Genomic DNA, 26,370 nt, shown 5'->3' on the forward strand with positions numbered 1-26,370 from the left:
TTATGGCAAAGCCCATCACCTTAAAAGACTATTATCGGGAGACCCAGGTATTTGCCCGGCGTGCAGTGGTCTCTATTTTTCTGGTGATTCTATTCATCCTGCTATTAATCACCCGGATGGTGTATCTGCAAGTACTGCAGTATGAAAAATACAGCAATCTATCGGATGAAAACCGGGTCACTATCGAACCAATTGCGCCCACTCGGGGTCTCATCGTTGATCGCAACGGTCAATTATTGGCGGACAACCGCCCCAGTTATGCGGTCAGCATCACCAAAGAGCTGTGCCCGGATATAGACGGTACTATTCAGGAGCTGAGTAAACTGGTGGCGCTGACGGACAGCCAGATAGACCGCTTTCACACCCGACTATCACAACGCCGCCGCCCTTTTACACCGGTAGCACTGAAATTCAAACTCACGGAGCAGGAAATTGCAGTCATTGCGGTAAACCAACATTCTCTGCCTGGGGTCACCCTGGATGCCAATCTGGTGCGTCATTATCCCTTGGGAGAACCCTTGTCCCACGCTGTCGGCTATGTGGGCCGTATCAATGAGCGTGAATTAAAAAAGCTTAACGCTACCAATTACAGCGCCACAGAACACATCGGGAAAACCGGTATCGAGGCTTTCTACGAACCGCGCCTGCACGGCGAAGTCGGCTTTCAGACCATCGAAACAGATGCCCGCGGCCGCATTACCAAAGTACTTGAGCGCACCGACCCCGTGCCCGGCGATAATCTGCAACTGTTTATGGATCTGCCCACGCAACTGGCCTCGGTAAAAGCACTGGAAGGTCGGCGCGGCGCGGTTGTAGCCATGGACCCGACCACCGGCGGCATACTCGCTTTTGTCAGCGTGCCCGGCTTTGATCCGAACCTGTTTGTCACCGGTATTGATTACGCCACTTTTAACGACCTGAACACCTCCAAAGCCCGGCCGCTGTTTAACCGTGCCCTGCAAGGTCAATACCCTCCCGGCTCGACGATTAAACCGATTGTTGGCCTGGGCGGTGTCGACGGTGGCACCACCACCTGGCAATTTTCCCTTTATGATCCCGGCTTCTATCGGCTGGAAAACGACGCCCGCTACTATCGGGATTGGAAAAAATGGGGCCACGGTGTTGTCGATCTGCACACCGCTATCGTTCAGTCCTGCGACACCTATTTTTATGATCTGGCATTCAAAATGGGCATCGACAAAATTCACGATGTCATGGAACCGTTCGGCTTCGGCCATAAAAGCAAAATCGATCTGACCAGTGAGCGTCCCGGCCTGCTGCCTTCGCGATTCTGGAAAAAAGCCACCCGTAATATGGCTTGGTTTCCGGGTGAAACACTGATCACCGGCATAGGACAGGGCTACATGCTGGCGACACCCCTGCAATTGGCATTGTCCACTGCGATTCTGGCCAATCACGGAGTGCCGGTACAGCCGCGCATGGTTAAAGCCATCGGCGGCATTCCACAGCCCAAACCGGAGGCAGGCCCGGCGATCAAACTCAACCACCCGGAAAACTGGGACCGCATTATCCAGACCATGCGCGATGTGGTGCACAGCAAGCACGGCACAGCACGCAGCATCAGTAAAAACCTGACCGGTTATGACATTGCCGGCAAAACCGGCACCGCCCAAGTGCTCGGCATCAAACAGGATGAGGAATACGACGCTGAAAAGCTCACGGAATGGCACCGGGATCACGCACTGTTCGTCGGCTTTGCACCGGTGGTCAACCCGCAAATCGCGGTAGCGGTACTGGTTGAAAACGGCGGTGGCGGCGGATCCACTGCCGCCCCGGTTGCACGTCAGGTCATGGATGCGTATTTCCATTCACTGGATGAAGATGCAGCCGTTCCTACTTCACGCGCGGTGCAACAACCATGAGTCAGTCGGACTTTAAATATCAGCTGGATTCCTCGGCCCCGGTCACCCGCCGGGTCGGTATAATGCAGGCGATTCACCTGGACGCGCCACTGCTTGGCGGCCTGTTGGTTTTAATCACCGTGGGCTTGTTTGTACTCTACAGTGCCAGTGGTCAAAGCGTGGATACGATGTTGCGACAAATGGTGCGAATGGTCATCGGCTTTGCCGGTATGATGACGCTGGCGTTCATTCCGCCACGAGTCTACAAACGCTGGACACCCTGGTTGTTCGGCATCGGCATTTGTTTGCTCATCGGCGTTTTGGTCACCGGTACGGAAGCCAAAGGCGCACAACGCTGGCTCGCTATACCCGGTCTGGGGCGTTTTCAGCCTTCTGAAATAATGAAAGTCATTGTGCCCATGATGCTGTCTTGGTATCTGGCGGAACGAGCATTGCCACCGGGCTGGAAACCGGTGGTGCTATCCACCATTTTGATTCTGATACCCACTTTACTCATTGCCAAACAACCGGACCTGGGCACCGCCATCCTCATTGCCAGCTCCGGGCTGATCGTCTTGTTTCTGTCCGGTCTAAACTGGAAATACATTGCCGGTTTGTTTGCGGCGGCGATCCCGGCCGGCGGCGGCGTATGGATGGTGATGCACGATTATCAACGACAACGGGTGCTCACCTTTTTAAACCCTGAACTGGATCGATGGGGTTCAGGCTGGAATATAATGCAGTCCAAAACCGCCATTGGCTCCGGCGGCTGGGAAGGCAAGGGCTGGCTGCACGGTACGCAGGCCCACCTGGATTTTCTGCCGGAAAGTTCAACCGATTTTATTATTGCCGTACTCGCAGAAGAATTCGGTTTGCTGGGCGTATGCGCCCTGCTGATGATCTATTTCGCCATTGTCGCCCGCGGCATCTATATCGCCATCAACGCGCAGGATACCTATTCGCGCCTGTTGGCCGGTTCTATTACGCTGACATTTTTTGTTTATGTATTCGTGAATATCGGTATGGTCAGTGGCATTCTGCCGGTGGTCGGCGTTCCGTTACCAATGGTCAGTTACGGCGGCACTTCCGTGGTTACCCTGATGGCCAGCTTTGGTATTCTGATGTCGATTCAGACCCATCGCAAATTACTGGCGACCTAACTATTCATTCTTCAGATAAAGCAAGTGAGACCTGACTTTGACGCAAACTCTTTATCCAGCCCATTCCAGGCTTTTCTCCGGCATCCTTTCCGGCGCCTTTGCCACTGTAACCGGCGCGCTACTTTTGGCTTGCTCTCACGCGGTATCCGCGGCGGCCGACAGCAAGCAGTCTGAAAGCTATCTTCATCACCCCAAGGCAGCGGCCTTTATCGAGGAGATCCGCACAGAGAAAGCGTACCCCGAAGCCAAACTCAAGGCGTTGCTGGCTTCAGCCCACCAGAGTCAATCCATTTTGGAAGCCATCGCCCGCCCAGCGGAAAAAACCAAAACCTGGGCGGAGTACCGCCCCATCTTTATGACACAGGATCGAATCGACCAGGGTGTTGCTTTCTATCAGCAACACCAGGCGGTGTTTGAACGGGCTGAAAAGGAGTTTGGCGTATCACGCTATATCATTCTTGCCATTATCGGCGTTGAAACCCGTTACGGAAAACACAAAGGCAATTATCGCGTCATCGATGCCTTGACCACGTTGGCCTTCGACTATCCGCCGCGCAGTCCGTTCTTTCGCAGTGAATTAAAACATTTTCTTCATCTGGAAAAAGAAGCGGGAATCGACTTGATGCAAGCCAAAGGCTCTTACGCCGGAGCAATGGGCTTTGGCCAGTTTATTTCCAGCAGCTATCGCCATTATGCCGTGGATTTTAATGACGACGGTCATCGCGATCTGATCAATGATCCGGTGGATGCCATCGGCAGCGTCGCCAATTATTTCAAGCAGCATGGCTGGAAAACGGGACAACCGGTGGTAAGTAAGGCTCAACTAAAAAAATCCACTGCAAAAACAGACAGCGTGATCAACCAGGCATTAAAACCAAAATTAACTATACTTGAGCTTAAAAAGGCAGGGCTGATCCCCGACGACGCCTATGAGGACCGGTCTTTGGCTACCGCTATGCGTTTTGAAGGCGCACAGGGAACCGAATACTGGATCGGGTTACAAAATTTTTACACCATCACTCGCTACAACCACAGCCCGCTCTATGCCATGGCCGTGTATCAATTGAGTGAAGCATTGAAACAACGGCTACCGAAATGATGACGCCCACGTTCCGATCGTTTTTTCTAGTCTCGCTGCTACTTGCACTGGCGGCGTGCAGCAGCCAGGTTCCTGTGGCAACCGGTCCCTCCGGCGAGCAGGACAGCGCACCGTCACAGATATTGGATTGGCATAATATTCCGGATGCCGAACCAAAATGGGAGCCCCGTGCCCGTTACGGCAACCACTCGCCTTATAAAGTATTCGGCAAAACGTATCACGTGTTGCCGTCGAGCAAAGGCTATAACGAAGTGGGCATCGGTAGCTGGTATGGCAAAAAGTTTGCTGGTCGCCCCACGTCAAGCCAGGAGCCCTATGACCCTTATGCCATGACGGCTGCACACAAATCACTACCGTTACCGAGCTATGTACGCGTCACCAATTTGGATAACAACAAACAAATCGTGGTCCGGGTAAACGACCGCGGCCCGTTTCATGAAGGTCGTATCATCGATCTTTCTTATGCTGCCGCTCACAAAATTGGTTATGCGAACAAGGGTACCGCACGGGTAAAAGTAGAAGTGATCGAACTGGAACGCGAGGCCATTACCCGCCCCACCCGCCCGGCTAACTACGTCGCGCCCGTGAACGGGAACAAACAGAGTTATTATTTACAGGTCGGTGCTTTCCAGGATTTATCCACCGCGAAAAATCTGCGCCTGCAATTAATCGCATTGACCGCAGCACCCGTAGGAATTTATTCTCAATCCGACGCGCGCGAAAGCGCCATCCACCGCGTACGAATCGGCCCTTTCGCGTCGGAGAATGCAGCACAACAAGTCCAATATGAGCTTCGCGAAACGGTATCCGACCCGTTATTGATCAAGAGATAACAAATTGGTTGTGATACCATGCGAAAAAACGGAACGACCAGAAAAAGACCCCTATTGACCATGAAAATAATGACCAAATTGTACCTTGTTTGCTTTTCGCTACTCTTTACCTCCCTCATCAGTAGCGCCAGCTGGGCGGCGGCGCCCATCATTCCGTCTCCACCGCAACTGGCGGCGAAGTCCTGGTTGCTGATTGACGCCCAGACCGGCCACATTATTACCGAACACAATGCCGATGAACGGTTGCCCCCTGCCAGCCTCACCAAAATGATGACGGCGTATATTGCCTCTGAGCAGGTGATCAGCGGTAATATCAGTTACGACGACATGGTCCGGGTCAGTGAAAAGGCTTGGCGAAAACCAGGCTCTAAAATGTATATCCGCGAAGGCACGGACGTAAAATTGGAAGACCTGATGCGCGGCATCATTATCCAATCCGGTAACGATGCCAGTATCGCAGTGGCCGAATACATTGCCGGCAGTGAAGATGCCTTTGCCGACTTAATGAATCAAACCGCTTATAGCCTGGGCATGAACAACAGCAATTTTAAAAATGCCACCGGTTGGCCGGCAAAAGATCACTACACCACGGCCCGCGACTTGTCATTATTGGCAAAAGCCATCATCAATGATCACCCCGAAGACTATCCCATGTACGCGGAAAAGGAGTTCACCTATAACGAAATCCGCCAACCCAATCGCAATAGTTTGCTGTGGCAAGACGATTCCGTAGATGGCATCAAGACCGGTCACACCAAGGAAGCGGGCTATTGTCTGGTGTCCTCGGCCATAAAAGACGGTATGCGCCTGATCTCCGTTGTCATGGGTACTGAATCAGAAAAGGCCCGCTCCTCAGAAAGCCAGAAACTGATCACCTACGGCTTCCGCTTTTTTGAAACCGTGAAAAGCTACGACGCTAAACAGGAGTTGTTGGAGTCTGATATCTGGAAAGGCAGCGCCAACACCCTGAAACTGGGCACCGAAGAAGCCATCTGGTTGACGATTCCCCGTGGCAGTGCCGGCAGTATTACGACCGACCTGGAAGTACCCGAGCTGCTGGAGGCTCCGATCACCGAGGGCGAGAAAATCGGCACCATCAAGCTCACGCTGAATAATGAAACTGTTGCGACCAAGCCCCTGATCGCACTGGAAACCGTCGAAGAAGGCGGCCTGATCAAGCGCTTGTGGCATATGATCGTGTTATTGGTTAAAAGCTGGTTCTGACCCACAAAGGGTTACAACCCGACCAATGCAGCCGCAATGCCGATAGCGTACAATGGCCGCATTGTTTGATCGATAAGTGCCTCCTAAGGCACAGAAATAGGTAATCAAATGGGAATTCAGGAACATTTGTGGGATTTTCCCTGTGTCCACAGCGTAAAAATAGTCGGTCTATCGGAGTACCCCCTGGTGGATGTGGTAACCGAGGTTGTGTCACGCCACGCCCCGGATTTTGATCGCGCCAGCATCCGCGCCAGACAGAGTGGTGCCGGCAAATACACCGCGGTCACCGTGGACGTCCATTTCACCCATAAAGAACAAGTAGAAGCGCTCTTCCAGGAGCTGCACGAGCGGCCCGAAATTCATCTCACGCTTTAACGCAAAAGCGACCATCATGGACATCCTCTTCCGACATTTAGGGCTGCTGGACTACACCACCACCTGGCGCGCGATGAAACAATTCACGGAGTCCAGAGGGCCGGGTGATAGCGATGAGATCTGGCTGCTGCAACACCCCCGTGTCTTCACTCAGGGGCAGGCCGGCAAAGCCGAGCATGTGTTGGCTGCGGGCGATATCCCGGTAATTCAGGTGGACAGAGGGGGGCAGGTCACCTATCACGGCCCCGGCCAATTGGTTGGCTATCTGATGATTGATCTGAGCCGGAAAAAATTAGGCGTCCGCCAACTCGTGAGCGATATTGAAAGCAGCCTGGTGGACACTCTGCAGGAATGGGATATCGATTCGGCCCCCAGGGCAGACGCCCCCGGAGTCTATGCCGGAGATAAGAAAATTGCCTCACTGGGTCTGCGCATTCGCCATGGTCGATCGTTTCATGGATTAGCCTTGAATGTCGACATGGACCTGGAGCCGTTTCAGCGCATCAACCCGTGCGGTTATCAAGGTCTGGCCATGACCCAGGTAAAAGATTTCAGTGAAAACCCGGATATGAGCCGGATTAGTCAACGATTAGCCCATTATTTGCAGGTCAACCTGGGATATAATGACGTCCACCACACAACCGAGCCGCGGTCCGCAGTATGAGCCAACAGAACACCGACAACACCAGTAACACCCCTTCCTCGAAGCCGGCACTGGCTCAACGTAAAGTGGTGCAAGGTGAAAAGCTGCGTGGCGCCGACAAGGTTGCCCGCATACCGGTAAAAGTCATACCCACCAGTGACCTGCCTCGTAAGCCAGACTGGATCCGGGTAAGGGTACCCGCCAACGGCGAAGTGCAACGCATCAAAACGCTCCTGCGCGCGCAAAAGCTGCACACGGTTTGTGAAGAGGCTTCCTGCCCTAACCTGCCGGAATGTTTCGGCGGCGGCACTGCGACCTTTATGGTCATGGGCGATATCTGTACCCGGCGCTGCCCGTTCTGCGATGTCGCCCACGGACGCCCCAATGCACTGGACCCGGATGAACCTAAACACCTGGCTGAATCCGTTGCGGCACTCAATCTTAAATACGTGGTGGTCACCTCGGTCGACCGCGATGACCTGCGCGATGGTGGAGCCGCCCATTTTGCCTCCTGCATCCGCGCCATCCGCGAATCCAGCCCCAATACCAAAATCGAAGTCCTGGTACCGGATTTTCGTGGCCGCATGGAAGTCGCTCTGGATTGTTTTGAAGCAGATCCACCGGATGTATTCAATCACAACCTGGAAAACGTGCCGCGCCTGTACAAGGCAATCCGTCCCGGCTCGGATTACCAGTGGTCTCTGGATTTGCTGAAACAATATAAAGATCGTATGCCTCAGGTGGCGACTAAATCCGGCCTAATGGTCGGCCTCGGCGAAACCAATGAGGAAGTCAAAACGGTGATGGAGGATTTACACCGCCACCGTGTGGATATGGTCACCATTGGCCAATACCTGCAACCGAGCAAACAACACAGCCCGGTTGACCGATTTGTTCACCCGGATGAATTTGAAGAATTTAAGCTATTTGGCGACCAGCTGGGGTTCCTGAATGTCGCCAGTGGCCCGCTGGTGCGTTCGTCTTATCATGCTGATCTGCAATTACGCGGTGAAGACGTCAACCAGGTACATAAGAACAGCCTCAAACCTGAGCAAAAACCGCATTAATTAAATTCGCATTAAGGCAATCCAATGGAACAGACATTTGAGTCTCTGACTCATTGGTTGGCGTCACATCAAAATCTGATTCTGGTCGCGATTGCCATTATTTCCTTTGCCGAATCACTGGCGCTTGTGGGCATTTTGGTTCCGGGCATTGCCCTGCTATTTGCCGCGGCGGTCGCTGCAGGCTCTGTCCATATGCCGTTACCCGGAGTGCTGGCCGCCGGCTTTGTTGGTTCCATTCTCGGCGATGGCATCAGTTTTCTGCTGGGCTATCACTATCACGGTTGGATCAGGCAACTCCCTCTGCTACGCAAACACCCCCAATGGATCGAAAAAGGCGAAGCCTTTTTTCGTCAATACGGATTAATGGGCATTGTTTTGGGCCGCTTTATTGGTCCCATTCGACCCGTAATGCCGCTGATAGCCGGCTTTATGCAAATGCCTCGCAGCCGTTTCTTTACCATCAACTTGATTTCCGCGCTGGCCTGGGCGCCAGCGTATCTGATGCCCGGCTATCTGGTGGGCGCCAGCCTGGAAGGACAACACGCACTGTCCGCTCGCCATATCGGTTTTATTCTGGGTGCCTTGCTTTGCGGTTGGTTGCTGGCTCAGATTATCTGGTGGTTGCACCAGCGCATCGGCAACCGGCGCCAGAAAATTCTGCTGGCTCTGCTCACCACCGCCAGCTGCTGTGCACTGTTCATCATGGTGTCGCAGCTAATGCAACTGTCTGCCATCGTCGCACTCAATCAGCAATTCGCCTTGTGGGCGGTTTCGTTACGACAAATCTGGCTGGATATCTTCTTTGTCGGGCTCACCCAAATCGGCTACCGGGACCCGATGATATTATGGGCAGCCTGTGTCACGATGGCACTGGTCTGGCAACGCAATCTTTATGCAGCCGCGCTCTGGGTCGGCACACTGCTTTTCGGCCAACTCCTTCTGCGCGTGATGAAAAACGGTTTTGCCTGGCCCCGGCCACCGCTGGTTTCCAGTTTGCCTGAGTCGTACGCCTTTCCCAGTGGCCACACCACCATGGCCCTCGTGTTCCTGGGTACCCTAGCCATATTATGCCTGCCGGGCATTCCTCACCGCCGACAAAAAGCAGTGCTCAGCGGCGTTGCCATGCTGGTCATGACCGTCGCAGCATCACGTTTGTATCTCACCGTCCATTGGCTAACGGATATCATCGGTGGCATTTTATTGGGCGGCATGGTTTTGGGGTTATTGTATACGTTAATTTTAAAACAACCCTTTATCAGAGTACGCCCGTGGCCGGTAGTAATCGCCACCCTATTCGCCTGGATAGCCAGCCTGGGATATTGGGTGTTGCCGCATTTCACCGATATTCTGCAACGATACCGTCCGTTAGCCGGATAACAGGCGGGCAGACGCAATCATCTCACAGAATGTTTTCCTGACCTCGTCTGCCGGAGAATGGATCCCCGCTGATATCGCAAACGACACCGAGACATTCAGCCCTTCCTCGTTCGGTGTAAAGGAAATATTCAACGGTGCCGTTTTTCTATCACTGAACGATACGTTCTGCGCCGCACTGAGAATGCCCAACTCCTGGTCTGTGTTAGTGATCTTCCAGCCTTCGAGCATTATATAATTGGTGGTATTTTTCAGGGCTTCGTCTTTTTCAATTCCACCCAGCACTTCGTGTGTCCGGTAAACCGTTTCAGTTAATAATCCACGATCGTATGTAAAATTTTTTGCGCACGCTCTGCCGTCTGGCGTTGCTGTTTTTGCAAGGTCATGGGATGCGCAACCGGCTAAGAAGACAAAGGTGAATGGCAAGGCTTTCGCTATTTTCATCGTCAATTCTCCATTTGATCAATGCGCGAATCATATTGTCCGGTGCAACGATTTAACACTGCTATTTAGTAACAAAATTGACAATAAAAAGGGCTGCCTTTTACATCATTCTGTAAGCAATGCGCGAAGTTGAAGCGGACTAAGCCGGCCTTCAATTAAAATGTGCTACCAACAGGCCAGAATCGAATCAGCGTTCGCCGCTTTACTTTTAATTTCACCCGCCCAACACCCAATGCTCACTGCAGAAGACGCTGTAATACAGCTCGTTCGAATTTGTAATTTTGGTTTTTAGTTCACATTTTCAAAGGAAAACCAACAGGAATTGCTTCGCCGCCCCCGCGGTCTTGCAAATGTAACATTATGTATTTAAGATGCCCCCACTCTCTCGGATCAGGGAAGGCCATAATCAAACTAATAAGCGCCTGACCTGATGTGAGAGAGACCACTCTCCTCCTTTTCACGCAGTAAAACTCCCACTCTCAGGCTGTCCGGTTTCCCTGTATCCGGGCGAATGCTATGTGAAAGTACCTTTACACTAATACAGTGCGGCCAATATTACGGGCCGTTACATAAATCAACATGAATAACCGAGAACCACTTTGCATTTTCGGCACGCTGAGGACTACAATCCTAAAAAAACTAGTCACCTCCAATCACTGAACTTATTCGGGTTCAAATTTATAGCAGCTTGTTTACATGGCCATCAGGACACAACAAGTCTCTGTCGATGAACTACAGATCGGCATGTACATTTCAGGAATCGATCGACCCTGGGGTGAAACACCATTCCCCCTGCAGGGCTTTCACCTGGAAGACAGAGAACAGTTAGAACAATTAAAATACTTGTGCAAATGGGTAAACGTCGACTCGCGTAAATCGCGCATTTCCCTCAATCTAACCCGGGATACAGACCCGATACTGAACTCGGCTACGTTCGAATCGGGACAGGCGAAACGGGCTCGTGAAATTTTAAATTTACGCCTGCGGGCAATGCAAAATGACCGGCCATATCAGAATATCAGCAACCTCAGTTCCGAAATGCGGTATGCCCGTAAAGTGCACAGACGGATATCGGAGAACATCAGCCGCACCCTCCAGGCCCTGGCTGGCGAAGGCCGATTGCGCTTTGATACCCTAAAAACCATTTCCAACGACCTGGTTAGCAGCGTCATCCGCAACCCCGATGCCTTTGCCTATCTTTCCCGCATCGAAAGCCACAGCGAAGATGTACTCAATTACAGTATTCGCCTGGCCTCTTGGGCGATACTCACGGGCCGTCACTTGGATCTTACCCGGGATACATTGTGTGATCTGGCACTGGCCTCCCTGCTCTGCAAAATTGGTTACACCACGATCCCCCAGGAAATCCTGCGCGCAAAAGGCACCCCAACACCGCACGTTAACGAAATGCTGAAGTGGTCGCTGGTGCGAGGGGTCAAGTTGCTGCGCTCCAAAAATGCCTTTAATGGCCGTGTGGTGAAATTGGTGTCCCACCACCTTGAGCGTTATGACGGTAGTGGTTTTCCCCGTGGCGTCAGCGGTCGACACATTCCGTTTTTATCTCAATTGATCGGCATTGCCGATTACTATGAGAATCTGGTCAGCTACGATTTCCGCGATCGCCCCCTCTCCTCCACAGATGCCGTGCGCGAGCTGTATAAGAAACGCAATACATTATTTGATGCCCATTTGGTGGAGGAGTTTATTCAGGCAATCGGACTTTACCCCACCGGCTCAGTGGTGCAACTGAATGAAAGCCGGCTGGCCATTGTTATCGGCCAGAATCAGGCGCGGCTCAAACCCAAATTGCTGATCCTGGAAGACGACCGCAAACCCTGGGAAATTTTTCGGCGCCGGGTGGTTGATTTAAGTTCAGCCAATTGCGAGGACTTTATTGTGACCAGCGTACCTTCGCTTCCGTCAGACAACGAGCACCGGCACAGGCGCTATTTTAAACAGGCTACGACATTATAAAATTATAAGATTCGCAATAACGCAGGAAGTATTGTGCGCTTTCTGCTAATAATTAATAGCGGTACCTTTTCTACCGGCTATTAACCGAGTAAATGAATGTCGAACCTAGCTTTTCGCACAGAACATCTCGCCATTGCTGATCCGGCACTCAAGCACGAGATTGAAGATGTACTTCAATCCGGCTTTCATTTGCTGTTGTTTCCCTACTATCTGGAATGCTATTTCACAGAATCCTACCGTAAACTGGCACTTAGGAATATTTTATCCAACAGCGTCTATCTGGCAGGACTGTATATTCTGATGGGGCTGATCGCCTTTATTCAGTTTAAGGATTACCACAAAGGCATCGCCACTTACACCTACATACTCACCGGTGCTGGCCTGGTTTTTATTTACGCCTGTGCCCGCTCAAAAAAATTAGACCCCTGGTTTCATTGGTACACCGGCCTCACTTCCATGTTGGTGATCGCTGCTGCCATGACCACCTCTGCCACCGTGGAGCACCCGGCCATCGTTGCAGGTACGCACGCAGTGACCATCTATGTGGTGATGGTGGTGTACGCCATGTCCAAAATGCGCTTCTACAACACGGTAGCCTGGTGTGTTCTGGGAGGACTATTGAATCTGTCCATCACAGCCTGGTTTAACCTGCATCAGTCCTTCTTTGAGTTCCAGACCTTTTTTATCTTCGCCAACGTGATCGGTATGGGCATCACCTACATTATCGAACATCGGGAACGAGCAATGTTTCTGCAGGGGTTGCTACTGGATATTGACAAGGCTGAAAAGGATCTGCTCAACCAACATCTGGAGAGACTATCGCGGGAAGATGCACTGACAGGATTGGCAAACCGGCGCTATTTTGACGAATGCCTGAAGATGGAATGGAGCCGCTGTATGCGGGAGAAAAAACCCCTGTCGGTGATCCTCCTGGACATCGACTATTTCAAACAATACAACGATCTGTATGGACATCAATCCGGTGATCATTGTCTTATCCAGGTGTCCAGAGCCTTAAAACAGGAGGCCAGCCGCCCGGCGGAATTAGTCGGTCGCTATGGTGGCGAAGAGTTCATTCTGCTTTACCCCAATATCGATGCAAACCAGATCAAAAACACGTTGGTTCGTATTCAGCAACGCATCATCGACCTCGGCATTACCCATGAAGGCTCCAATGTTGCCAAAGTGGTAACGGCCAGCCTGGGGGCAGCCACAGTCTATCCTGTACAGAGCCTGAACCCCGAAAAACTGGTCAGCAGAGCGGATCAAATGCTTTACAAATCGAAAGAGAGCGGCCGTAACGGTTGGTTCAACACTCTGCTATCCCCAGCCGAACCGGAACAGCAAAACCTGATCAGCCTGACCTGAGGTCAACCCGCTGGCCGGCCCAACTGATCACTGACTAAACGCTCACAAATGCACCATGGACTTGCACCCGGGTTCCCTTTACTCTACTCCAACTGACGAGCCCTGGCTTGATGCCTTACCTGCAATCAACCAAGTCCCATTTTCTAGAGAACCGTCAATGCGAAAAACAATAACACTGCTGGGTGCAGCACTCGCGGGATTGCTGCTGGTTTACTGGCTGGCAAATGATGAGACGACTTTACAGGAAGCCGAATCACCCGCGATGATAGAAGTACCGGTCGATACGCCTCAGACAGCGAGTCAGCCGAAACCGGCGGAAGCCAACACTGTTAACGTCAGAGGGTTTCCTCTGAGCCTGGACAATAACGGCGCACTGATCCCCACACCGGCGATTCGCCAGCTCTTCGATCAGATAGCAAGGGAACACGGCGAAACGCCGGTGAGTCAATGGAAAGGCAACGTGTTATCACAAAGCAAAGATGCATTGTCGCCGGCCGCATTCGAACAGCTTGAATCCATGCTCAATCATTACGTCGAATACAATCTGGCCCTGCAACTGCTCCCTATGGAAGGCCCCCCTGGCTTGTCAGAAGCGTTAGAGCGAGTGGAGCGCCTGCGGAAAGACTACTTGGGCCTGACCAATGCAGAAGGCATGTTCTCTGATTGGGTGCAACTGGAGCAATTCTCAAAAGATTACCTGGACCTGATGCTGTCCGAAAAAAACCCCATCGAGGTTCAACATCAGCTTGAGGAAAAGATTCAGACACTGCCCTCCACCGTTCAATCCCGCGCGCAAAACGTATTGGACCAAAGCCAGGAACTGCTCAGCACTCTGGCGGTCGCAGTTGCCGATCCGGATGGCTTTAAGGCACTGGCTGAACAAACCGCTGCTTCTGCTTTAATTCAGCCGAATTTCACCTTTGCCGAACCTGACCCTGATTTTATGCGACGCTTTAAAGAATATCAGGCTACACGGGAAAAACTGACTCAGGAAAACCCGTCTCCGGAAAAGCAGGCGGAAGCACTGCAACATCTGCGCAAAGAGCTGTTTTCCGGCACCGAATTATTGCGCGTTGAAACCCTGGATCGGTCCAAGAGTCTTTAACCCACCGAGGGAGCGAAGGGCCGTAATCCGCTGTCCGAACCTGCGTCCCTTTACCTGTGAATGTCCATTGGCAACGGTGCTACCAGTAAGGCTTCTTTGGCATTCAATTTACATTGCCAAGCCATTACTTCCACACCGGCCTCTGCGGCCTGTCGCAAAATAGCGCCGTATTCAGGATCGATGTGATCCGCCGGACGCACCCGGCTCACACCGGTGTGCTGAACGCAAAAAAACAACACCGCACGGTGTCCCTCCTCCACCATTGAGATCAATTCACGCAAATGTTTTTGACCCCGGGTGGTCACCGCGTCTGGAAAGAAACCAATTGTCGCATCTTCACCAGACACCGCTTCACCCAGTGTTACGCTCTTCACCTCAACGAAACACTGCTGTTCCCCAAACGTCAGTAAAAAATCAATACGACTTTTTTCTTTGCCGTATTTTACTTCGCTGCGCAACGTATCGAATCCTTGCAATGACTCGATAACGCCACCCTCAATCGCCTCCCGCACCAGGTGATTCGCCCGGCCAGTATTGATACCTGCAACGGCGCCTCCCCCGACATCAACCAATTCCCAGGTGTGACGATATTTACGTTTGGGATTACCGCTATCCGAAAACCACACAGCACTGCCAGGTGTGGCGCAATTCTTCATTGAGCCCGTATTGGGGCAATGCAGGGTCAGCTCGGAACCGTCATCCAATGTAATGTCGGCCAAAAACCGTTTGTAGCGCTTTATCAATGTACCTTGCTGAAAAGGAGGCTCAAACTTCATGATGTAGATCCAACTCTGTTATTGATACGGTTTTATAAAATGCGCAATACGATCCACGGCCTGTGCCAAGCGACTTTCATCAGCGGTATAAGCAATACGGATATAGCGCTCGGCCCGATGCTCACCAAAATCAATCCCGGGTGTCACCGCAACCCCTGCGCTGTTCAGTAATTTCTGACAAAACTCAAAGCTGCCTATGCCCAGTTCAGCGATATCACAATAGATATAAAAGGCCCCCTGGGGTGCAACCGGAACCCGTATTCCCAGCTTCGGTAACGCTGCCAACAAAAAATCCCGGCGCTTTGCCAAAATGGCCCGGCGCTCTTCATAGATACCGATGCTGGTGTCGGAAAACGCCTCCAGCGCGGCGTGCTGCGCTACCGTCGGCGCTGACAGATAGAAATTCTGAGCCATACGTTCCAGGGCAGGTATATGGCATTGAGGGGCGACCAACCAACCCAATCGCCAACCGGTCATATTGAAATATTTGGAAAAGCTATTCAGTACAAACACGTTATTACCGGCATCCGGCAACGACAACACGGTTTGCGGTTCCTGCTCATAGCTGAGGCAGTGATAAATTTCGTCCACGATTAAAGCCGTACCGGCCTGTTCCGCCCGCCACTTGATTTTTTTCATTTCAGCCAGTGGGATCAAGGTCCCGGTGGGGTTGGAAGGCGAAGCAAGCCAGACACCCCGCGTGTTATCGCGCCAATGTTGCTGGACCAATTCATCGGTAAGCTGGAACTGCGTCGCCTCACTGACCGCAACACGCTGCGGCAATGCCCCCACCAGATGCAGAAAGTTATCGTTACAGGGATAGCCCGGATCGGACAACAGAACGCCGTCGCCGGCATTAAACAACAAACCGCTAACCAGCCCGATTGCGCCGGATGCACCCGGTGTGATCATGATCCGGTCCGGAGCGACAGACACGCCCAGCCGGGACTGATAGAAATCGGATATGGCCTGACGTAGTGCCGGTAAACCCAGGGCCGCCGTATAACGGGTTTTGCCTTCCTGCATGGCCGCGACCCCCGCGGCTACCACATTGGCGGGTGTCGGAAAATCCGGCTCTCCCACTTCCAGATGGATGATATCCCGCCCCTGAGCTTCCAGTTGCGCCGCCTGCTCCACCAGCGCCATGACGTGAAAGGATTTGATCTGAGCGGCTCTGTCAGCGAGCTTTAGCAAAATTGACTTCCTCTTGTCATTGTTTTTTCACAAAAGTGGTAAAAGATCACAGGTCGCCGGTATTCCATAGCCCGTAAAATGGGGTTATGATCGGGCGCTTGTCGCTGGAGAGCGCCTGCGCGGGGATAATATAACAGGTCGTTATATAAAGCCCGAAGCTCTGATGTTTATTGCTCATACTACCGGCGGGATGGTGGGTAAGGACCAAGATTGATGAATATGCTGCTGCAAAATCAGGGGTATATGCTTCACTTAAGGCTTCACCCGATCAACTAATGTACCGAAGTTATAAAACCTAAAGTACTGCAGGATCAAGCAATATCAAGGATTTGCCAATCTTGGGTTTTGCTGATATAGATTAAAGATTGAGCAGTTGCGAGGATTACGCTTATGGCAACAAGAAAAAAGAAGAATGTCGTTGAACTCTCACGATCCCATTTTGAGCCTTACGAAACGGCCAAAGATGAGGAATACATGAGTAAAGGTCAGCTGGAGCACTTCAGACAGATTCTACTCAACTGGCGCCAGGAACTGATGGAAGAAGTCGATCGCACTGTGCACCACATGAAAGATGAGTCCGTTAACCTTCCTGATGCAGCCGATCGTGCAACTCAAGAAGAGGAATTCAGCCTGGAGCTGCGTACACGCGATCGCGAACGTAAATTGATTCGCAAAATCAACCAAGCTCTGGGTACCATCGAAAAAGAAGAGTATGGCTGGTGTGAAGCCTGTGGCATCGAAATCGGTATCCGCCGACTGGAAGCACGGCCCACCGCAACACTGTGCATCGACTGCAAAACATTGCAGGAGATCAAAGAGAAACAATGGGGTACGTGATTATTCCCGCCCCGTTAGAGCCTGCTCTCTAATTAAGAAAGGCACGGCCATACCCGTGCCTTTTCTATTACATGACTAAGACACCGGATTCCGAAGCAAAAAAGCACCCTTATATCGGCCGTTTTGCACCTTCGCCTACCGGACCTCTCCATATCGGCTCATTGATGACGGCGGTAGCCAGTTTTCTGGATGCGCGCGCCCATAACGGAACCTGGCTGGTACGCATGGAGGATCTCGATCCACCCAGAACCCAACCCGGTGCCGCTGAGCGAATACTGGATACCCTGCAATTTTATGGACTCGATTGGGACGGCGATGTGCTCTATCAGAGCCAACGCTCCCCATTATATCAATCCCTTGTGGATCAATTACTGCAGCAACAAAACGCTTTTTATTGCACCTGCTCACGTGCGGATATTTTTGCCCTCACCGGATCTGCCACCTACCCCGGGACCTGCCGCCGCTGTTACCAGAAACCGCAGAAGCCCGCGGCTATCCGGATTAAAGTGTCCCCAAACCTGACCCGCTTTCATGATTTACTGCAGGGGTGGGTGGAAACCAAACTCGACCAGGATGGCGGTGACTTTGTCATTCAGCGCAAAGACGGACTGTTTGCCTACCACTTGGCGGTGGTCCTGGATGACGCGGCCCAGGGCGTAACACATATCGTTCGCGGTTGCGACTTGCTGGATTCCGCATTCCGGCACCGCTATCTGCAAACCTTGTTGCAGCTGCCACACCCGGTCTACGCCCATCTTCCGGTGATTGTAAATCCGCAGGGGCAGAAGCTTTCCAAGCAAACCCATGCCGAAGCGATACCTTTATCCAACCCGCTGCCGCACCTGCACTACTGTCTGCAGGCGTTGGGGCAAAAGCCGCCGCAATCCCTTTTGGCAACCGACAAAGAAACCCTATTAGCCTGGGCCGTAGAACAATGGCAAATTCAACGGGTACCCCATCGCCGCTCTTTGCAACAGCCCACAGCCTAACGTACCATCAACCTACCTCCTTTCAGGGTATGCTTAATGTACATTGATCGCTTAGTTCTGATATTTATTGCGGGTGCCTACGTCTTATCACCCACACTCATGCAGTGGTGGGCTGGCAGCGGAACATCCTGGTGGCGACCCTTTCTGGTGTGGGGGTTTCTTATTGGGGTAACGTTCTGGATTGCGCGGAGCCGGGATCTGGATGGATTTTAGTATTCTTCAGATTTTCAGCATCGGTGTCGGCTATTTGATGCTGTTTTTTCTGGCAGCCTATCTCACTGAACATGGCTATATACCGGTTCGCATAATTCGTCATCCGGCTACCTATGTTCTGTCTTTAGGCGTGTTTGTCAGTGCCTGGGGGATTTACGGCGCGGTCGGTTTCGCACACGATTTTGGCTACAACTTTCTGGCCTATTATTTAGGGATCTCCGGTGCGTTTATGCTGGCGCCTATTATACTGGCGCCCATTTTACGGCTCACCCAAACCTATCAACTCGGCTCTCTGGCCGACTTGTTGTCATTCCGTTTCCGCAGCCCGGTCGTCGGTACTGTAGTGACCGTCACCATGCTGATCGGCATTCTGCCTTTATTAGCACTACAAATTCAGGCAGTCGCCGAATCCGTACACATCATGGATCAGGATATTTCCCAGGATGTGTTGGCATTTCTGTTCGTCTTGATGATTATTTTGTTCGCCATCTTGTTCGGTGCCCGCCACATCAGCTCGCGAGAAAAACACGAAGGCCTGGTTGTTGCCATTGCCTTCGAATCATTGCTTAAAATGATCTTCTTTTTTGTCGCCGGTGGTGTGGTTCTGTTTTCGGTGTTTGACGGCCCACAAGGCCTGAATGATTGGCTGCTTGAACATCCGGAACAACTGGTTTCATTGTACCAACCTTTAGAAGAAGGGCCTTGGCGCGCGTTGGTTGCGGCATTTTTTGTAGCTGCGGTAGCAATGCCTCATATGTACCACATGGCGTTCACCGAAAATCTGAACCCCCGCGCGCTGCTTTCCGCCAGCTGGGGTCTGCCTCTTTATCTTTTTATTCTTGCGTTACCGGTGCTAATTATTTTATGGGCTGCGGCAAAGTTAAATATTTTCAGCAACCCGGAATATTTCAGTTTGCTGGTGCCACAAGCCATGGGTTCAAAATGGTTGGCCATTATGGTTTTTACCGCCGGTCTCTCTGCTGCCAGCGGCGTCATTATCGTGTGCACCCTATCGTTATCTGCAATGGTGCTGAATCACATCGTGTTACCGTTAGCGCCGTTCTATCGCCGCAAAAATTTGTATTCGTGGCTACTGTGGACGCGCCGCATTCTTATTACGGCTATTATCCTGGTTAGCTACGGTTTCTATATCATGATGCAAGGCAAGCACACCCTATCGGAACTCGGCTTCCTTGCGTTCGTTGCGACCATGCAATTCGTTCCGGGTATCTTCGGTGTACTGCTGTGGCCCAAAGCCACCCGGGATGGATTCCTGGCGGGTTTAGCAGCAGGCCTGTGTGTGTGGATCTTCGGCCTGTTACTGCCAATTCTTCCGGGCATCCAAATTCAGATTTCTGTGCCGCTGGTATTTGACAAACCCATTCCACAACCGGACAGCAGCTACTTCATTGCTACCATCGCCATCTTCGTTAACTCGGTCATCTTCGGCATTGTGTCGATGCTGACGGAAGCAAGCCCCGCCGAAATTCAGGCTGCAGAAACCTGTAATATGGATAACCTGAGACGACCACAGCGCTGGGAATTATCCATCGCATCCGCCCGGGAATTTATCGGTCGACTGGCGAAACCGCTGGGCATGAGCACGGCACGGCGCGAAGTAGAATTGGCATTGAATGACCTGGCTATGAGCCTGGATGAAACCCGGCCCTACGCATTACGGCGTTTACGGGATCAATTGGAAAGTAATTTATCCGGCTTGCTCGGGCCTGCCGTGGCTCACGAAATTATGACGGGGTCGGTGCCCTATGTAATACAGAATAACGACACCAACTCCCAAGACATCCATTTTATTGAAAGTCGGCTTGAAGAATATCATGACAAGCTCACTGGCCTCGCCGCGGAGTTGGACAGCCTGCGCCGATTTCACAGACAAACTTTACAGGATCTTCCGGTCGGCGTGTGCTCGCTGGGGAACGACGGCGAGGTGCTGGGCTGGAATAGTGCTCTGGGTGAAATCACGCAGGTTTCGCCAGATCAGATTCTTGGATCGCAAATTCCTCATCTTCCGGCACCGTGGAACCGCGTCTTTGAGCGTTTTATGTCTGACGAAGCGCGCAACCTTCAACTTGAGCTGGAGTTGGACGGCAATCATCGCTGGATCAGCCTGCACAAAGCTGCCATCGGATTGGGTGGCCAGGTGGTGGTGGTGGAAGACACCACCGAAGTAAAAATGCTGGAACATCACGTTGCTCACAACGAACGCCTGGCTTCAGTGGGCAGGCTGGCAGCGGGTGTCGCTCATGAAATCGGAAACCCGATTACCGGTATTGCCTGTCTGGCGCAAAATTTACGCTTCGACAGCGAAGATAAAGTGATTCTGGACAGCGCCGATCAAATACTGGATCAGACCAAACGTATCGGGCGTATCGTTCAATCCCTGGTAAGTTTCAGTCACAGCGGAAGTACCGAGGTGGCCATGGAACCGGTGTACATTCAGGAATCCATTCAGGAAGCCATTGATCTCTTGCAACTGAACAAAGAAGCGGTTCAGGTTCAGTTTAATAACGCAGCGCAACCGGATCATTGCGTCAAAGGCGACCAGCAAAAACTAACTCAGGTTTTTATTAATTTATTCAGCAATGCCCGTGATGCTATGCAGCATGAGCAGGCTGCCGATGGTAAAGTCAGCATCAGCAGCCAACAGCTGGATCACACCATCGTAGTGGATGTTGAAGATAATGGAAGCGGCATACCGGCAGAAGTACTCAAGCGTATTTACGAACCTTTTGTAACAACCAAGGACCCCGGTAAAGGTACCGGTTTAGGAATGTCACTCGTCTATAGCATAATAGAGGAGCACTACGGACAAATCACAATCCAGAGTCCTTTAGATTCCGAAAAGGGCGGAACCCGTGTTACCATTACTCTTCCTCGTTTCAGTTTGCAAACGAGCGAATCGAGCGCAAGTGATGTCAACCATGAGGAACAGCATGAGCCATATCCTGATCGTTGAAGACGAAGCAGTCATACGCAATGCTTTGCGTCGTCTTTTGGAACGTAGCGGCTATCAAATCAGTGAAGCCGGAGCCGTGCAGGATGCCCTCGATAATTTTAAATTGCCTGACTTTGATCTGATCATCACCGATCTGCGCCTGCCTGGCGCGCCCGGCACCGACATCATTTCCCATGCTGAAGGCATCCCTGTATTGGTGATGACCAGCTATGCGAGCCTCAAATCCGCCGTAGAATCCATGAAGATGGGCGCGGTAGACTACATCGCAAAGCCCTTCGATCACGATGAAATGCTCATGTCCGTTGAACGCATTCTGAAAGAGAAAGCGCTGCAGCGTGAAAATCAGGCTTTAAAATCACAAATCAGCCGCGATTACCCCACTACCGGCATGATTGGCGAATGCGAATCCATGCAGGTATTGTTCAAAAACATCCAAAAAGTTTCCCCGACTGATTCCACTGTGCTTGTGCTGGGGGAATCCGGCACCGGTAAAGAACTGGTAGCGCGAGCGGTGCACGACCAAAGCTTACGTAGTGCCGGCCCTTTGATATCCGTTAACTGTGCGGCCATTCCGGAAACCCTGATTGAATCCGAGTTGTTTGGCCACGAAAAAGGCGCATTTACCGGGGCCAATGCGAATCGCAAAGGACTGGTTGAAGCCGCTGACGGCGGCACGCTGTTCCTGGATGAAATCGGTGAACTGCCAATGGAAGCCCAGGCCCGCCTGCTGAGGCTACTGCAGGAAAAAGAAGTGCGTCGTGTCGGTTCCGTGCAATCCAAGACCGTAGATGTACGCTTGGTCGCAGCGACCCACCGCAATCTAAAGTTTCTCGCCAAAGAAGGCCGATTCCGCGAAGATTTATATTACCGCCTGCACGTAGTGGAGCTGAAACTGCCCCCCTTGCGTGAACGGGGAGCCGATGTTGAAAAGCTGGCCTTGGAAATGCTGATCCGCACAGCCCGTCGCATGGCAAAGAAAGAGATGAGTTTTAGTGCCGAGGCTCTGAAAGCAATTAATAGTTATCGCTGGCCCGGCAACGTACGTGAATTGGAAAATGCCATCGAACGCGCGGTTATCTTGTGTGACGGCCAGGTCATTGCACCTGACCTGATGGCCCTGGATCTGCATTCCGAACCGGAATACGATCTGGATGATGATGTGCCCCTACCCACTCCGCGCAACAGCCTGCAAAAGCACGAAGAAGTACAGGACCCGGCTGAAGACCTGTCCCTGGAAGACTACTTCCAACGCTTTGTATTGGAACACCAGGACCAGATGACGGAAACCGAACTAGCTCAAAAACTAGGCATTAGTCGTAAATGCCTGTGGGAGCGGCGGCAACGGCTTGGCATTCCTCGCAAAAAAGCGGGCGCCCGATAAGACAAAAATCTGACAGCAGCCCTGCCCTCCTCTCTCCGCCCTGCTTTTCCACCTGTTACATAACGTTACCTACCGTTTTTAGGCAATGGCCCGGATTGGCCTGCGCCCCTGACGCCAATGGCCGAATAGCAGGCCTCAAAACGTTGATATGTTAACAAATTTAACAATCTGTAACGGAACCTGTTACCTCCCCCACACTACCCATAAGTGTTACCTACCTACACACAGCGGGAACACATACCCACACGAGGGGTAACAAAACATTGACATTTTGGCCTGTTTACATACTGCAACATTAGTAACCTACTGTTTTATAACGATATATTATTTTTGGCACTAGTTGGCACGCGCCCTGCTATATATCTAGCGTACCTACAAGGGACAGCCAGACATAACCAACAACAATAATAAAAGGCACCCTTGGAGAGTAGAAAGCAACAACAACAATAATAAAGCTAAGGTGGTCACTTTTTAGTGGCAAAAAACAAGAAGACAACCCCAGGGTTGTGAGCCAAACAAATAATAATAACTATTGGCTTTGATCGAAAGATCCTTCAAGTGTCACAACCACCAAATACAATACAACAATAAGAGTCGGCACTAAGACTGGGCCTACGGGCCCAGTCAAGAAAAGAATCGAACTTCGATAACTATAAAAATAAAAGTGAAGTGTAAGGGAAAGTCGAAAGGCTTTCCCTTTTTGCTTTTCATAAACCGTAAAATACGCCTTTTCACATTACACGCAGTTCACACCTTCCCAGAAAACGTCTAACCTGTTGAATAGTGGCTACTATCAATAGAGCGTCAATGCTAGAATCCCTGTATAAACCTTGAACTGACCTAAACTAATACGGAAATCAACCCGACCAGCATGCCGAAACGGCTAATCAATAAGATCAAACACCTGCTTTCCGCCAATCACGGTGCACTTACTCGCCGTGAAATTCCGCGCGACAAACACCACTTTCAGGAAGAAGACATCGGCCGCAATGTGCTGATGGTACTGGACGGCCTGACAAAAGCAGGATATGAAGCCTATTTGGTCGGTGGGTCGGTACGCGACGGGCTAATCGGGCTGCACCCTAAGGATTTTGACGTTGCCACCAGCGCTCACCCGGAGGACATAAAACGGGTATTTCAGCGTAATTGCCGCCTGATCGGGCGTCGTTTCCGGCTAGCTCACGTACGCTTTGGTCGTGAAATCATCGAGGTAGCGACATTCCGCGCCAATCACAGCAAAGCCGATGAAGAAGATGAACACCTCTCAGCTCAGTCCGAACACGGCATGTTACTGCGCGATAACGTATTCGGCTCCCTGGATGAAGACGCTGAACGCCGCGACTTCACAGCCAACGCACTTTATTACCGCCACACCGATGGCGCCATCATCGATTTTGTCAGCGGCTATGAAGACATTCAAAATCGCACTCTGCGCCTGATCGGTGATCCTGAACAACGCTACCGCGAAGACCCTGTACGCATGCTACGGGCAGTTCGTTTCGCCTCCAAATTGGATTTTGAAATTGAGCCGGCAACCGCCGCCCCCATCCGCAGCCTGGCTGATCTGCTGGAGTTGATTCCCCCTGCCCGTCTGTTCGAAGAAGTATTGAAGCTCTTCCTTGGCGGTAGTGCCCAAACGGTATGGCCGCTGATGCTGAAATACGATCTGGCGCAATGGCTATTCCCGTTGTCGACACCCGAGGTTAACCACGCTCAGGGCATGCAAGCCATGATCGACCTGGCACTGCGTAACACCGACGTACGGCTGGCGCAAAATAAACCGGTGACTCCGGCATTCTTATTCGCGGTGCTGTTGTGGGGGCCATTACAGCTGGAATGGAGCAAGATTATTGAAAGCGGCCTGCACCCGGTACCGGCTTTGCAAAAGGCAATTCAGCGCGTCACCAGCAAGCAGGCCCAACACACCTCCATACCGAAGCGTTTTGGCTTACCCATGCGGGAAATCTGGGAACTGCAGTCGCGGCTATCGAGCCGCACGATCAAGCGTTGCCAATCGCTGGTTCAACACCCCCGCTTCCGTGCTGCTTATGACCTGTTATTGTTACGCGAAGAAGCCGGTGAAATTGAAGCAGGATTAGGCCAATGGTGGACCGATTACCAAAAAGCCTCCGAAAGCGAGCGCACCAAAATGTGTGAAGCGCTCAGCGGCACCCACAAGCCACGCCGCAAACGCCGCTATAAAAGCCGCCGAAATCCCAACACGCCCGGCAACACCTGACAAGATTCACCAAGGCTCGCAGATGAAACACCATGCTTACATCGGACTGGGTAGCAATCTGCAAAGCCCGGCATTGCAACTGGAAAGCGCCCTTCAAAATATCGGACAGATCCCCCACTGCCGTCTTCTGGTGTGTTCTCCCTTCTACGGCAGCAAGGCGATAGGCCCCGGCCAGCAACCGGATTACGTTAACGCAGTCGCGCTCCTCCAATGCGATTTACCCGCGATGGAACTGCTGCACCAACTACAGCGAATCGAACTTGAGCAGGGCCGGGAACGCGGCCCTGAACAATGGGTTCCTCGCACCCTGGACCTGGATATTCTGTTATTTGATAGGCAGGTTATAGACACAGAACGCTTGCAAATCCCGCACCCTCGCCTGCAGCAACGGAATTTTGTTTTGAAGCCATTGTTCGATTTAGCACCGGATTTGGTTCTTCCTGATGGCAAAGCCGTAGTTGATCTGTTAAAAACAACAGGCACACAAGGGCTATGGCAACTGCCTGATTTATCTTCCTGAAATAGACCTCACTGAGCCGCTATGAGTAATCCGGAAGCACCGACAAATAGCAATGAACAACCACCCAAGTTTGTTGTGGTTGAAGGGCCGATCGGCGTCGGCAAAACAACGCTCACTAAAAAATTGGCGGCAACTTTCGGTTATGAGTTGTTGCTGGAAGGCGCTGCGGACAATCCTTTTTTGGAACGTTTTTATGAAGACCAACAACACTGGGCGCTGCAAACCCAATTATTTTTTTTATTACAGCGAGCGGACCAACTCAATTCACTGCGACAAAATGATTTATTTCAACCCGTACGTGTAGCGGATTTTTTAATTCACAAAGACCGCTTGTTTGCCGGATTAACGCTGGCAGATGACGAGTTGATTTTATACGACAAAGTGTATCAACATCTTATCACCGATATACCCAAACCGGATTTGGTAATTTATTTGCAGGCGCCCACACCGGTGCTGAAATCCCGTATCGAACGACGAGGGATTATCTGCGAACAACAGATCACGGACCAATACCTGGATCAACTTAGCGCAGCTTACCATCAATTGTTTCACTACTACGATGAATCACCGCTGTTAATGGTCAATACCGCCGAGCTGAACTTGGCAGAAAGCACCCGTGACTATGAAAATCTAGTGGAGTATATTTTGTCGATTCGAAGTGGACGACACCACTTTTACCCTCTCGCGCCTTTTGATGCGCGCCAAGTGTGAGCGAGCCT

At 51.7% G+C, this 26,370-nt stretch carries 23 protein-coding genes; 20 read left to right on the forward strand and 3 right to left on the reverse strand.

Features of this window, described 5'->3' with window-relative positions; genetic code table 11:
• Window positions 1–2: 2 nt before the first annotated feature.
• The 9 genes from mrdA to FT643_RS14540 all read left to right on the forward strand — a co-directional run bounded on the left by mrdA (window position 3) and on the right by FT643_RS14540 (window position 9,640).
• Entirely contained in the window at window positions 3–1,883 is a 1,881-nt protein-coding gene (gene mrdA / locus FT643_RS14500) for a penicillin-binding protein 2 (RefSeq protein ID WP_156872120.1), read from the forward strand.
• Window positions 1,880–3,022, forward strand: coding sequence for a rod shape-determining protein RodA (gene rodA / locus FT643_RS14505; protein ID WP_156872121.1), 1,143 nt, complete (start codon window positions 1,880–1,882; stop codon window positions 3,020–3,022). The genes mrdA and rodA overlap by 4 nt, the downstream gene beginning before the upstream one ends.
• A 37-nt stretch (window positions 3,023–3,059) precedes the next feature.
• Window positions 3,060–4,121, forward strand: a complete 1,062-nt coding sequence (gene mltB / locus FT643_RS14510) for a lytic murein transglycosylase B (protein WP_156872122.1) — start codon at window positions 3,060–3,062, stop codon at window positions 4,119–4,121.
• Window positions 4,118–4,954, forward strand: a complete 837-nt coding sequence (locus FT643_RS23800; protein WP_198043557.1) for a septal ring lytic transglycosylase RlpA family protein — start codon at window positions 4,118–4,120, stop codon at window positions 4,952–4,954. The genes mltB and FT643_RS23800 overlap by 4 nt, the downstream gene beginning before the upstream one ends.
• Window positions 4,955–5,023: 69 nt before the next feature.
• Window positions 5,024–6,178: a D-alanyl-D-alanine carboxypeptidase family protein gene (locus tag FT643_RS14520; protein WP_156872123.1), complete on the forward strand. Its 1,155-nt coding sequence runs from the start codon at window positions 5,024–5,026 to the stop codon at window positions 6,176–6,178.
• A gap of 108 nt (window positions 6,179–6,286) precedes the next feature.
• Window positions 6,287–6,553, forward strand: a complete 267-nt coding sequence (locus FT643_RS14525) for a YbeD family protein (protein WP_156872124.1) — start codon at window positions 6,287–6,289, stop codon at window positions 6,551–6,553.
• A gap of 16 nt (window positions 6,554–6,569) precedes the next feature.
• A complete protein-coding gene (lipB, locus tag FT643_RS14530) occupies window positions 6,570–7,217 on the forward strand; it encodes a lipoyl(octanoyl) transferase LipB (RefSeq protein ID WP_156872125.1) in 648 nt (215 codons plus the stop codon).
• Window positions 7,214–8,263 carry a lipoyl synthase gene (lipA, locus tag FT643_RS14535; RefSeq protein WP_156872126.1) on the forward strand — a complete coding sequence of 350 codons (1,050 nt, stop codon included), beginning with the start codon at window positions 7,214–7,216 and terminating at the stop codon, window positions 8,261–8,263. The genes lipB and lipA overlap by 4 nt, the downstream gene beginning before the upstream one ends.
• A 24-nt stretch (window positions 8,264–8,287) precedes the next feature.
• Window positions 8,288–9,640: a bifunctional DedA family/phosphatase PAP2 family protein gene (locus FT643_RS14540; RefSeq protein ID WP_156872127.1), complete on the forward strand. Its 1,353-nt coding sequence runs from the start codon at window positions 8,288–8,290 to the stop codon at window positions 9,638–9,640.
• Here FT643_RS14540 and FT643_RS14545 read toward each other — a convergent pair.
• Window positions 9,629–10,081, reverse strand: a complete 453-nt coding sequence (locus FT643_RS14545; RefSeq protein ID WP_156872128.1) for a hypothetical protein — start codon at window positions 10,079–10,081, stop codon at window positions 9,629–9,631. The genes FT643_RS14540 and FT643_RS14545 overlap by 12 nt on opposite strands.
• A 696-nt stretch (window positions 10,082–10,777) precedes the next feature.
• Here FT643_RS14545 and FT643_RS14550 point away from each other — a divergent pair.
• The 3 genes from FT643_RS14550 (at window position 10,778) to FT643_RS14560 (ending at window position 14,528) form a co-directional block, all read left to right on the forward strand.
• The gene (locus tag FT643_RS14550; RefSeq protein ID WP_156872129.1) at window positions 10,778–12,055 is read left to right on the forward strand and encodes an HD-GYP domain-containing protein; all 1,278 of its coding nucleotides are present in this window, start codon (window positions 10,778–10,780) and stop codon (window positions 12,053–12,055) included.
• A 96-nt stretch (window positions 12,056–12,151) separates the two neighbouring features.
• Window positions 12,152–13,423, forward strand: a complete 1,272-nt coding sequence (locus tag FT643_RS14555) for a diguanylate cyclase (RefSeq protein WP_156872130.1) — start codon at window positions 12,152–12,154, stop codon at window positions 13,421–13,423.
• Between the two features lie 157 nt (window positions 13,424–13,580).
• Window positions 13,581–14,528 (forward strand): lipase secretion chaperone, encoded by a 948-nt coding sequence (locus FT643_RS14560; protein WP_198043558.1) that lies wholly within the window; start codon window positions 13,581–13,583, stop codon window positions 14,526–14,528.
• Between the two features lie 50 nt (window positions 14,529–14,578).
• Here FT643_RS14560 and sfsA read toward each other — a convergent pair whose 3' ends face one another.
• A complete protein-coding gene (gene sfsA, locus FT643_RS14565) occupies window positions 14,579–15,304 on the reverse strand; it encodes a DNA/RNA nuclease SfsA (RefSeq protein WP_156872132.1) in 726 nt (241 codons plus the stop codon).
• Window positions 15,305–15,322: 18 nt separating this feature from the next.
• On the reverse strand, window positions 15,323–16,498 hold the full coding sequence (locus FT643_RS14570; RefSeq protein WP_156872133.1) for an aminotransferase class I/II-fold pyridoxal phosphate-dependent enzyme: 1,176 nt from the start codon (window positions 16,496–16,498) through the stop codon (window positions 15,323–15,325).
• 390 nt (window positions 16,499–16,888) lie between these two features.
• On the opposite strand from FT643_RS14570, the gene dksA reads away from it, so the two are divergent.
• From dksA to FT643_RS14605, 8 genes are all read left to right on the forward strand, one after another.
• Window positions 16,889–17,335 (forward strand): RNA polymerase-binding protein DksA, encoded by a 447-nt coding sequence (dksA, locus tag FT643_RS14575; protein ID WP_156872134.1) that lies wholly within the window; start codon window positions 16,889–16,891, stop codon window positions 17,333–17,335.
• A 71-nt stretch (window positions 17,336–17,406) separates the two neighbouring features.
• Complete coding sequence (gene gluQRS, locus FT643_RS14580; RefSeq protein ID WP_156872135.1) at window positions 17,407–18,324, forward strand: tRNA glutamyl-Q(34) synthetase GluQRS; 918 nt, start codon at window positions 17,407–17,409, stop codon at window positions 18,322–18,324.
• A 36-nt stretch (window positions 18,325–18,360) separates the two neighbouring features.
• A complete protein-coding gene (locus FT643_RS23165) occupies window positions 18,361–18,537 on the forward strand; it encodes a hypothetical protein (protein ID WP_198043559.1) in 177 nt (58 codons plus the stop codon).
• The gene (locus tag FT643_RS14585; protein WP_156872136.1) at window positions 18,527–21,511 is read left to right on the forward strand and encodes a sensor histidine kinase; all 2,985 of its coding nucleotides are present in this window, start codon (window positions 18,527–18,529) and stop codon (window positions 21,509–21,511) included. The genes FT643_RS23165 and FT643_RS14585 overlap by 11 nt, the downstream gene beginning before the upstream one ends.
• Entirely contained in the window at window positions 21,489–22,892 is a 1,404-nt protein-coding gene (locus FT643_RS14590; RefSeq protein ID WP_156872137.1) for a sigma-54-dependent transcriptional regulator, read from the forward strand. The genes FT643_RS14585 and FT643_RS14590 overlap by 23 nt, the downstream gene beginning before the upstream one ends.
• 871 nt (window positions 22,893–23,763) lie before the next feature.
• On the forward strand, window positions 23,764–25,131 hold the full coding sequence (pcnB, locus tag FT643_RS14595; protein ID WP_156872138.1) for a polynucleotide adenylyltransferase PcnB: 1,368 nt from the start codon (window positions 23,764–23,766) through the stop codon (window positions 25,129–25,131).
• Between the two features lie 22 nt (window positions 25,132–25,153).
• Entirely contained in the window at window positions 25,154–25,651 is a 498-nt protein-coding gene (gene folK, locus FT643_RS14600; protein WP_156872139.1) for a 2-amino-4-hydroxy-6-hydroxymethyldihydropteridine diphosphokinase, read from the forward strand.
• A gap of 21 nt (window positions 25,652–25,672) precedes the next feature.
• A complete protein-coding gene (locus FT643_RS14605) occupies window positions 25,673–26,362 on the forward strand; it encodes a deoxynucleoside kinase (RefSeq protein ID WP_156872140.1) in 690 nt (229 codons plus the stop codon).
• The last annotated feature ends 8 nt before the right edge of the window (window positions 26,363–26,370 follow it).

Source organism: Ketobacter sp. MCCC 1A13808 (assembly GCF_009746715.1).
In the GTDB taxonomy this organism is placed as follows: Bacteria; Pseudomonadota; Gammaproteobacteria; order Pseudomonadales; family Ketobacteraceae; genus Ketobacter.

Excerpts from the sequence above, each read along its gene's own strand:
- rodA (WP_156872121.1), top strand. The coding sequence starts at position 1,880 with ATGAGTCAGTCGGACTTTAAATATCAGCTGGATTCCTCGGCCCCGGTC.
- lipB (WP_156872125.1), top strand. The coding sequence starts at position 6,570 with ATGGACATCCTCTTCCGACATTTAGGGCTGCTGGACTACACCACCACC.
- FT643_RS14545 (WP_156872128.1), bottom strand. The coding sequence starts at position 10,081 with ATGAAAATAGCGAAAGCCTTGCCATTCACCTTTGTCTTCTTAGCCGGT.
- FT643_RS14550 (WP_156872129.1), top strand. The coding sequence starts at position 10,778 with ATGGCCATCAGGACACAACAAGTCTCTGTCGATGAACTACAGATCGGC.
- FT643_RS23800 (WP_198043557.1), top strand. The coding sequence starts at position 4,118 with ATGATGACGCCCACGTTCCGATCGTTTTTTCTAGTCTCGCTGCTACTT.
- mrdA (WP_156872120.1), top strand. The coding sequence starts at position 3 with ATGGCAAAGCCCATCACCTTAAAAGACTATTATCGGGAGACCCAGGTA.
- sfsA (WP_156872132.1), bottom strand. The coding sequence starts at position 15,304 with ATGAAGTTTGAGCCTCCTTTTCAGCAAGGTACATTGATAAAGCGCTAC.
- lipA (WP_156872126.1), top strand. The coding sequence starts at position 7,214 with ATGAGCCAACAGAACACCGACAACACCAGTAACACCCCTTCCTCGAAG.
- FT643_RS14590 (WP_156872137.1), top strand. The coding sequence starts at position 21,489 with ATGAGCCATATCCTGATCGTTGAAGACGAAGCAGTCATACGCAATGCT.
- FT643_RS14555 (WP_156872130.1), top strand. The coding sequence starts at position 12,152 with ATGTCGAACCTAGCTTTTCGCACAGAACATCTCGCCATTGCTGATCCG.
- FT643_RS23165 (WP_198043559.1), top strand. The coding sequence starts at position 18,361 with ATGTACATTGATCGCTTAGTTCTGATATTTATTGCGGGTGCCTACGTC.
- FT643_RS14520 (WP_156872123.1), top strand. The coding sequence starts at position 5,024 with ATGACCAAATTGTACCTTGTTTGCTTTTCGCTACTCTTTACCTCCCTC.
- FT643_RS14525 (WP_156872124.1), top strand. The coding sequence starts at position 6,287 with ATGGGAATTCAGGAACATTTGTGGGATTTTCCCTGTGTCCACAGCGTA.
- FT643_RS14605 (WP_156872140.1), top strand. The coding sequence starts at position 25,673 with ATGAGTAATCCGGAAGCACCGACAAATAGCAATGAACAACCACCCAAG.
- folK (WP_156872139.1), top strand. The coding sequence starts at position 25,154 with ATGAAACACCATGCTTACATCGGACTGGGTAGCAATCTGCAAAGCCCG.
- pcnB (WP_156872138.1), top strand. The coding sequence starts at position 23,764 with ATGCCGAAACGGCTAATCAATAAGATCAAACACCTGCTTTCCGCCAAT.
- FT643_RS14540 (WP_156872127.1), top strand. The coding sequence starts at position 8,288 with ATGGAACAGACATTTGAGTCTCTGACTCATTGGTTGGCGTCACATCAA.
- dksA (WP_156872134.1), top strand. The coding sequence starts at position 16,889 with ATGGCAACAAGAAAAAAGAAGAATGTCGTTGAACTCTCACGATCCCAT.
- FT643_RS14585 (WP_156872136.1), top strand. The coding sequence starts at position 18,527 with ATGGATTTTAGTATTCTTCAGATTTTCAGCATCGGTGTCGGCTATTTG.
- FT643_RS14560 (WP_198043558.1), top strand. The coding sequence starts at position 13,581 with ATGCGAAAAACAATAACACTGCTGGGTGCAGCACTCGCGGGATTGCTG.
- gluQRS (WP_156872135.1), top strand. The coding sequence starts at position 17,407 with ATGACTAAGACACCGGATTCCGAAGCAAAAAAGCACCCTTATATCGGC.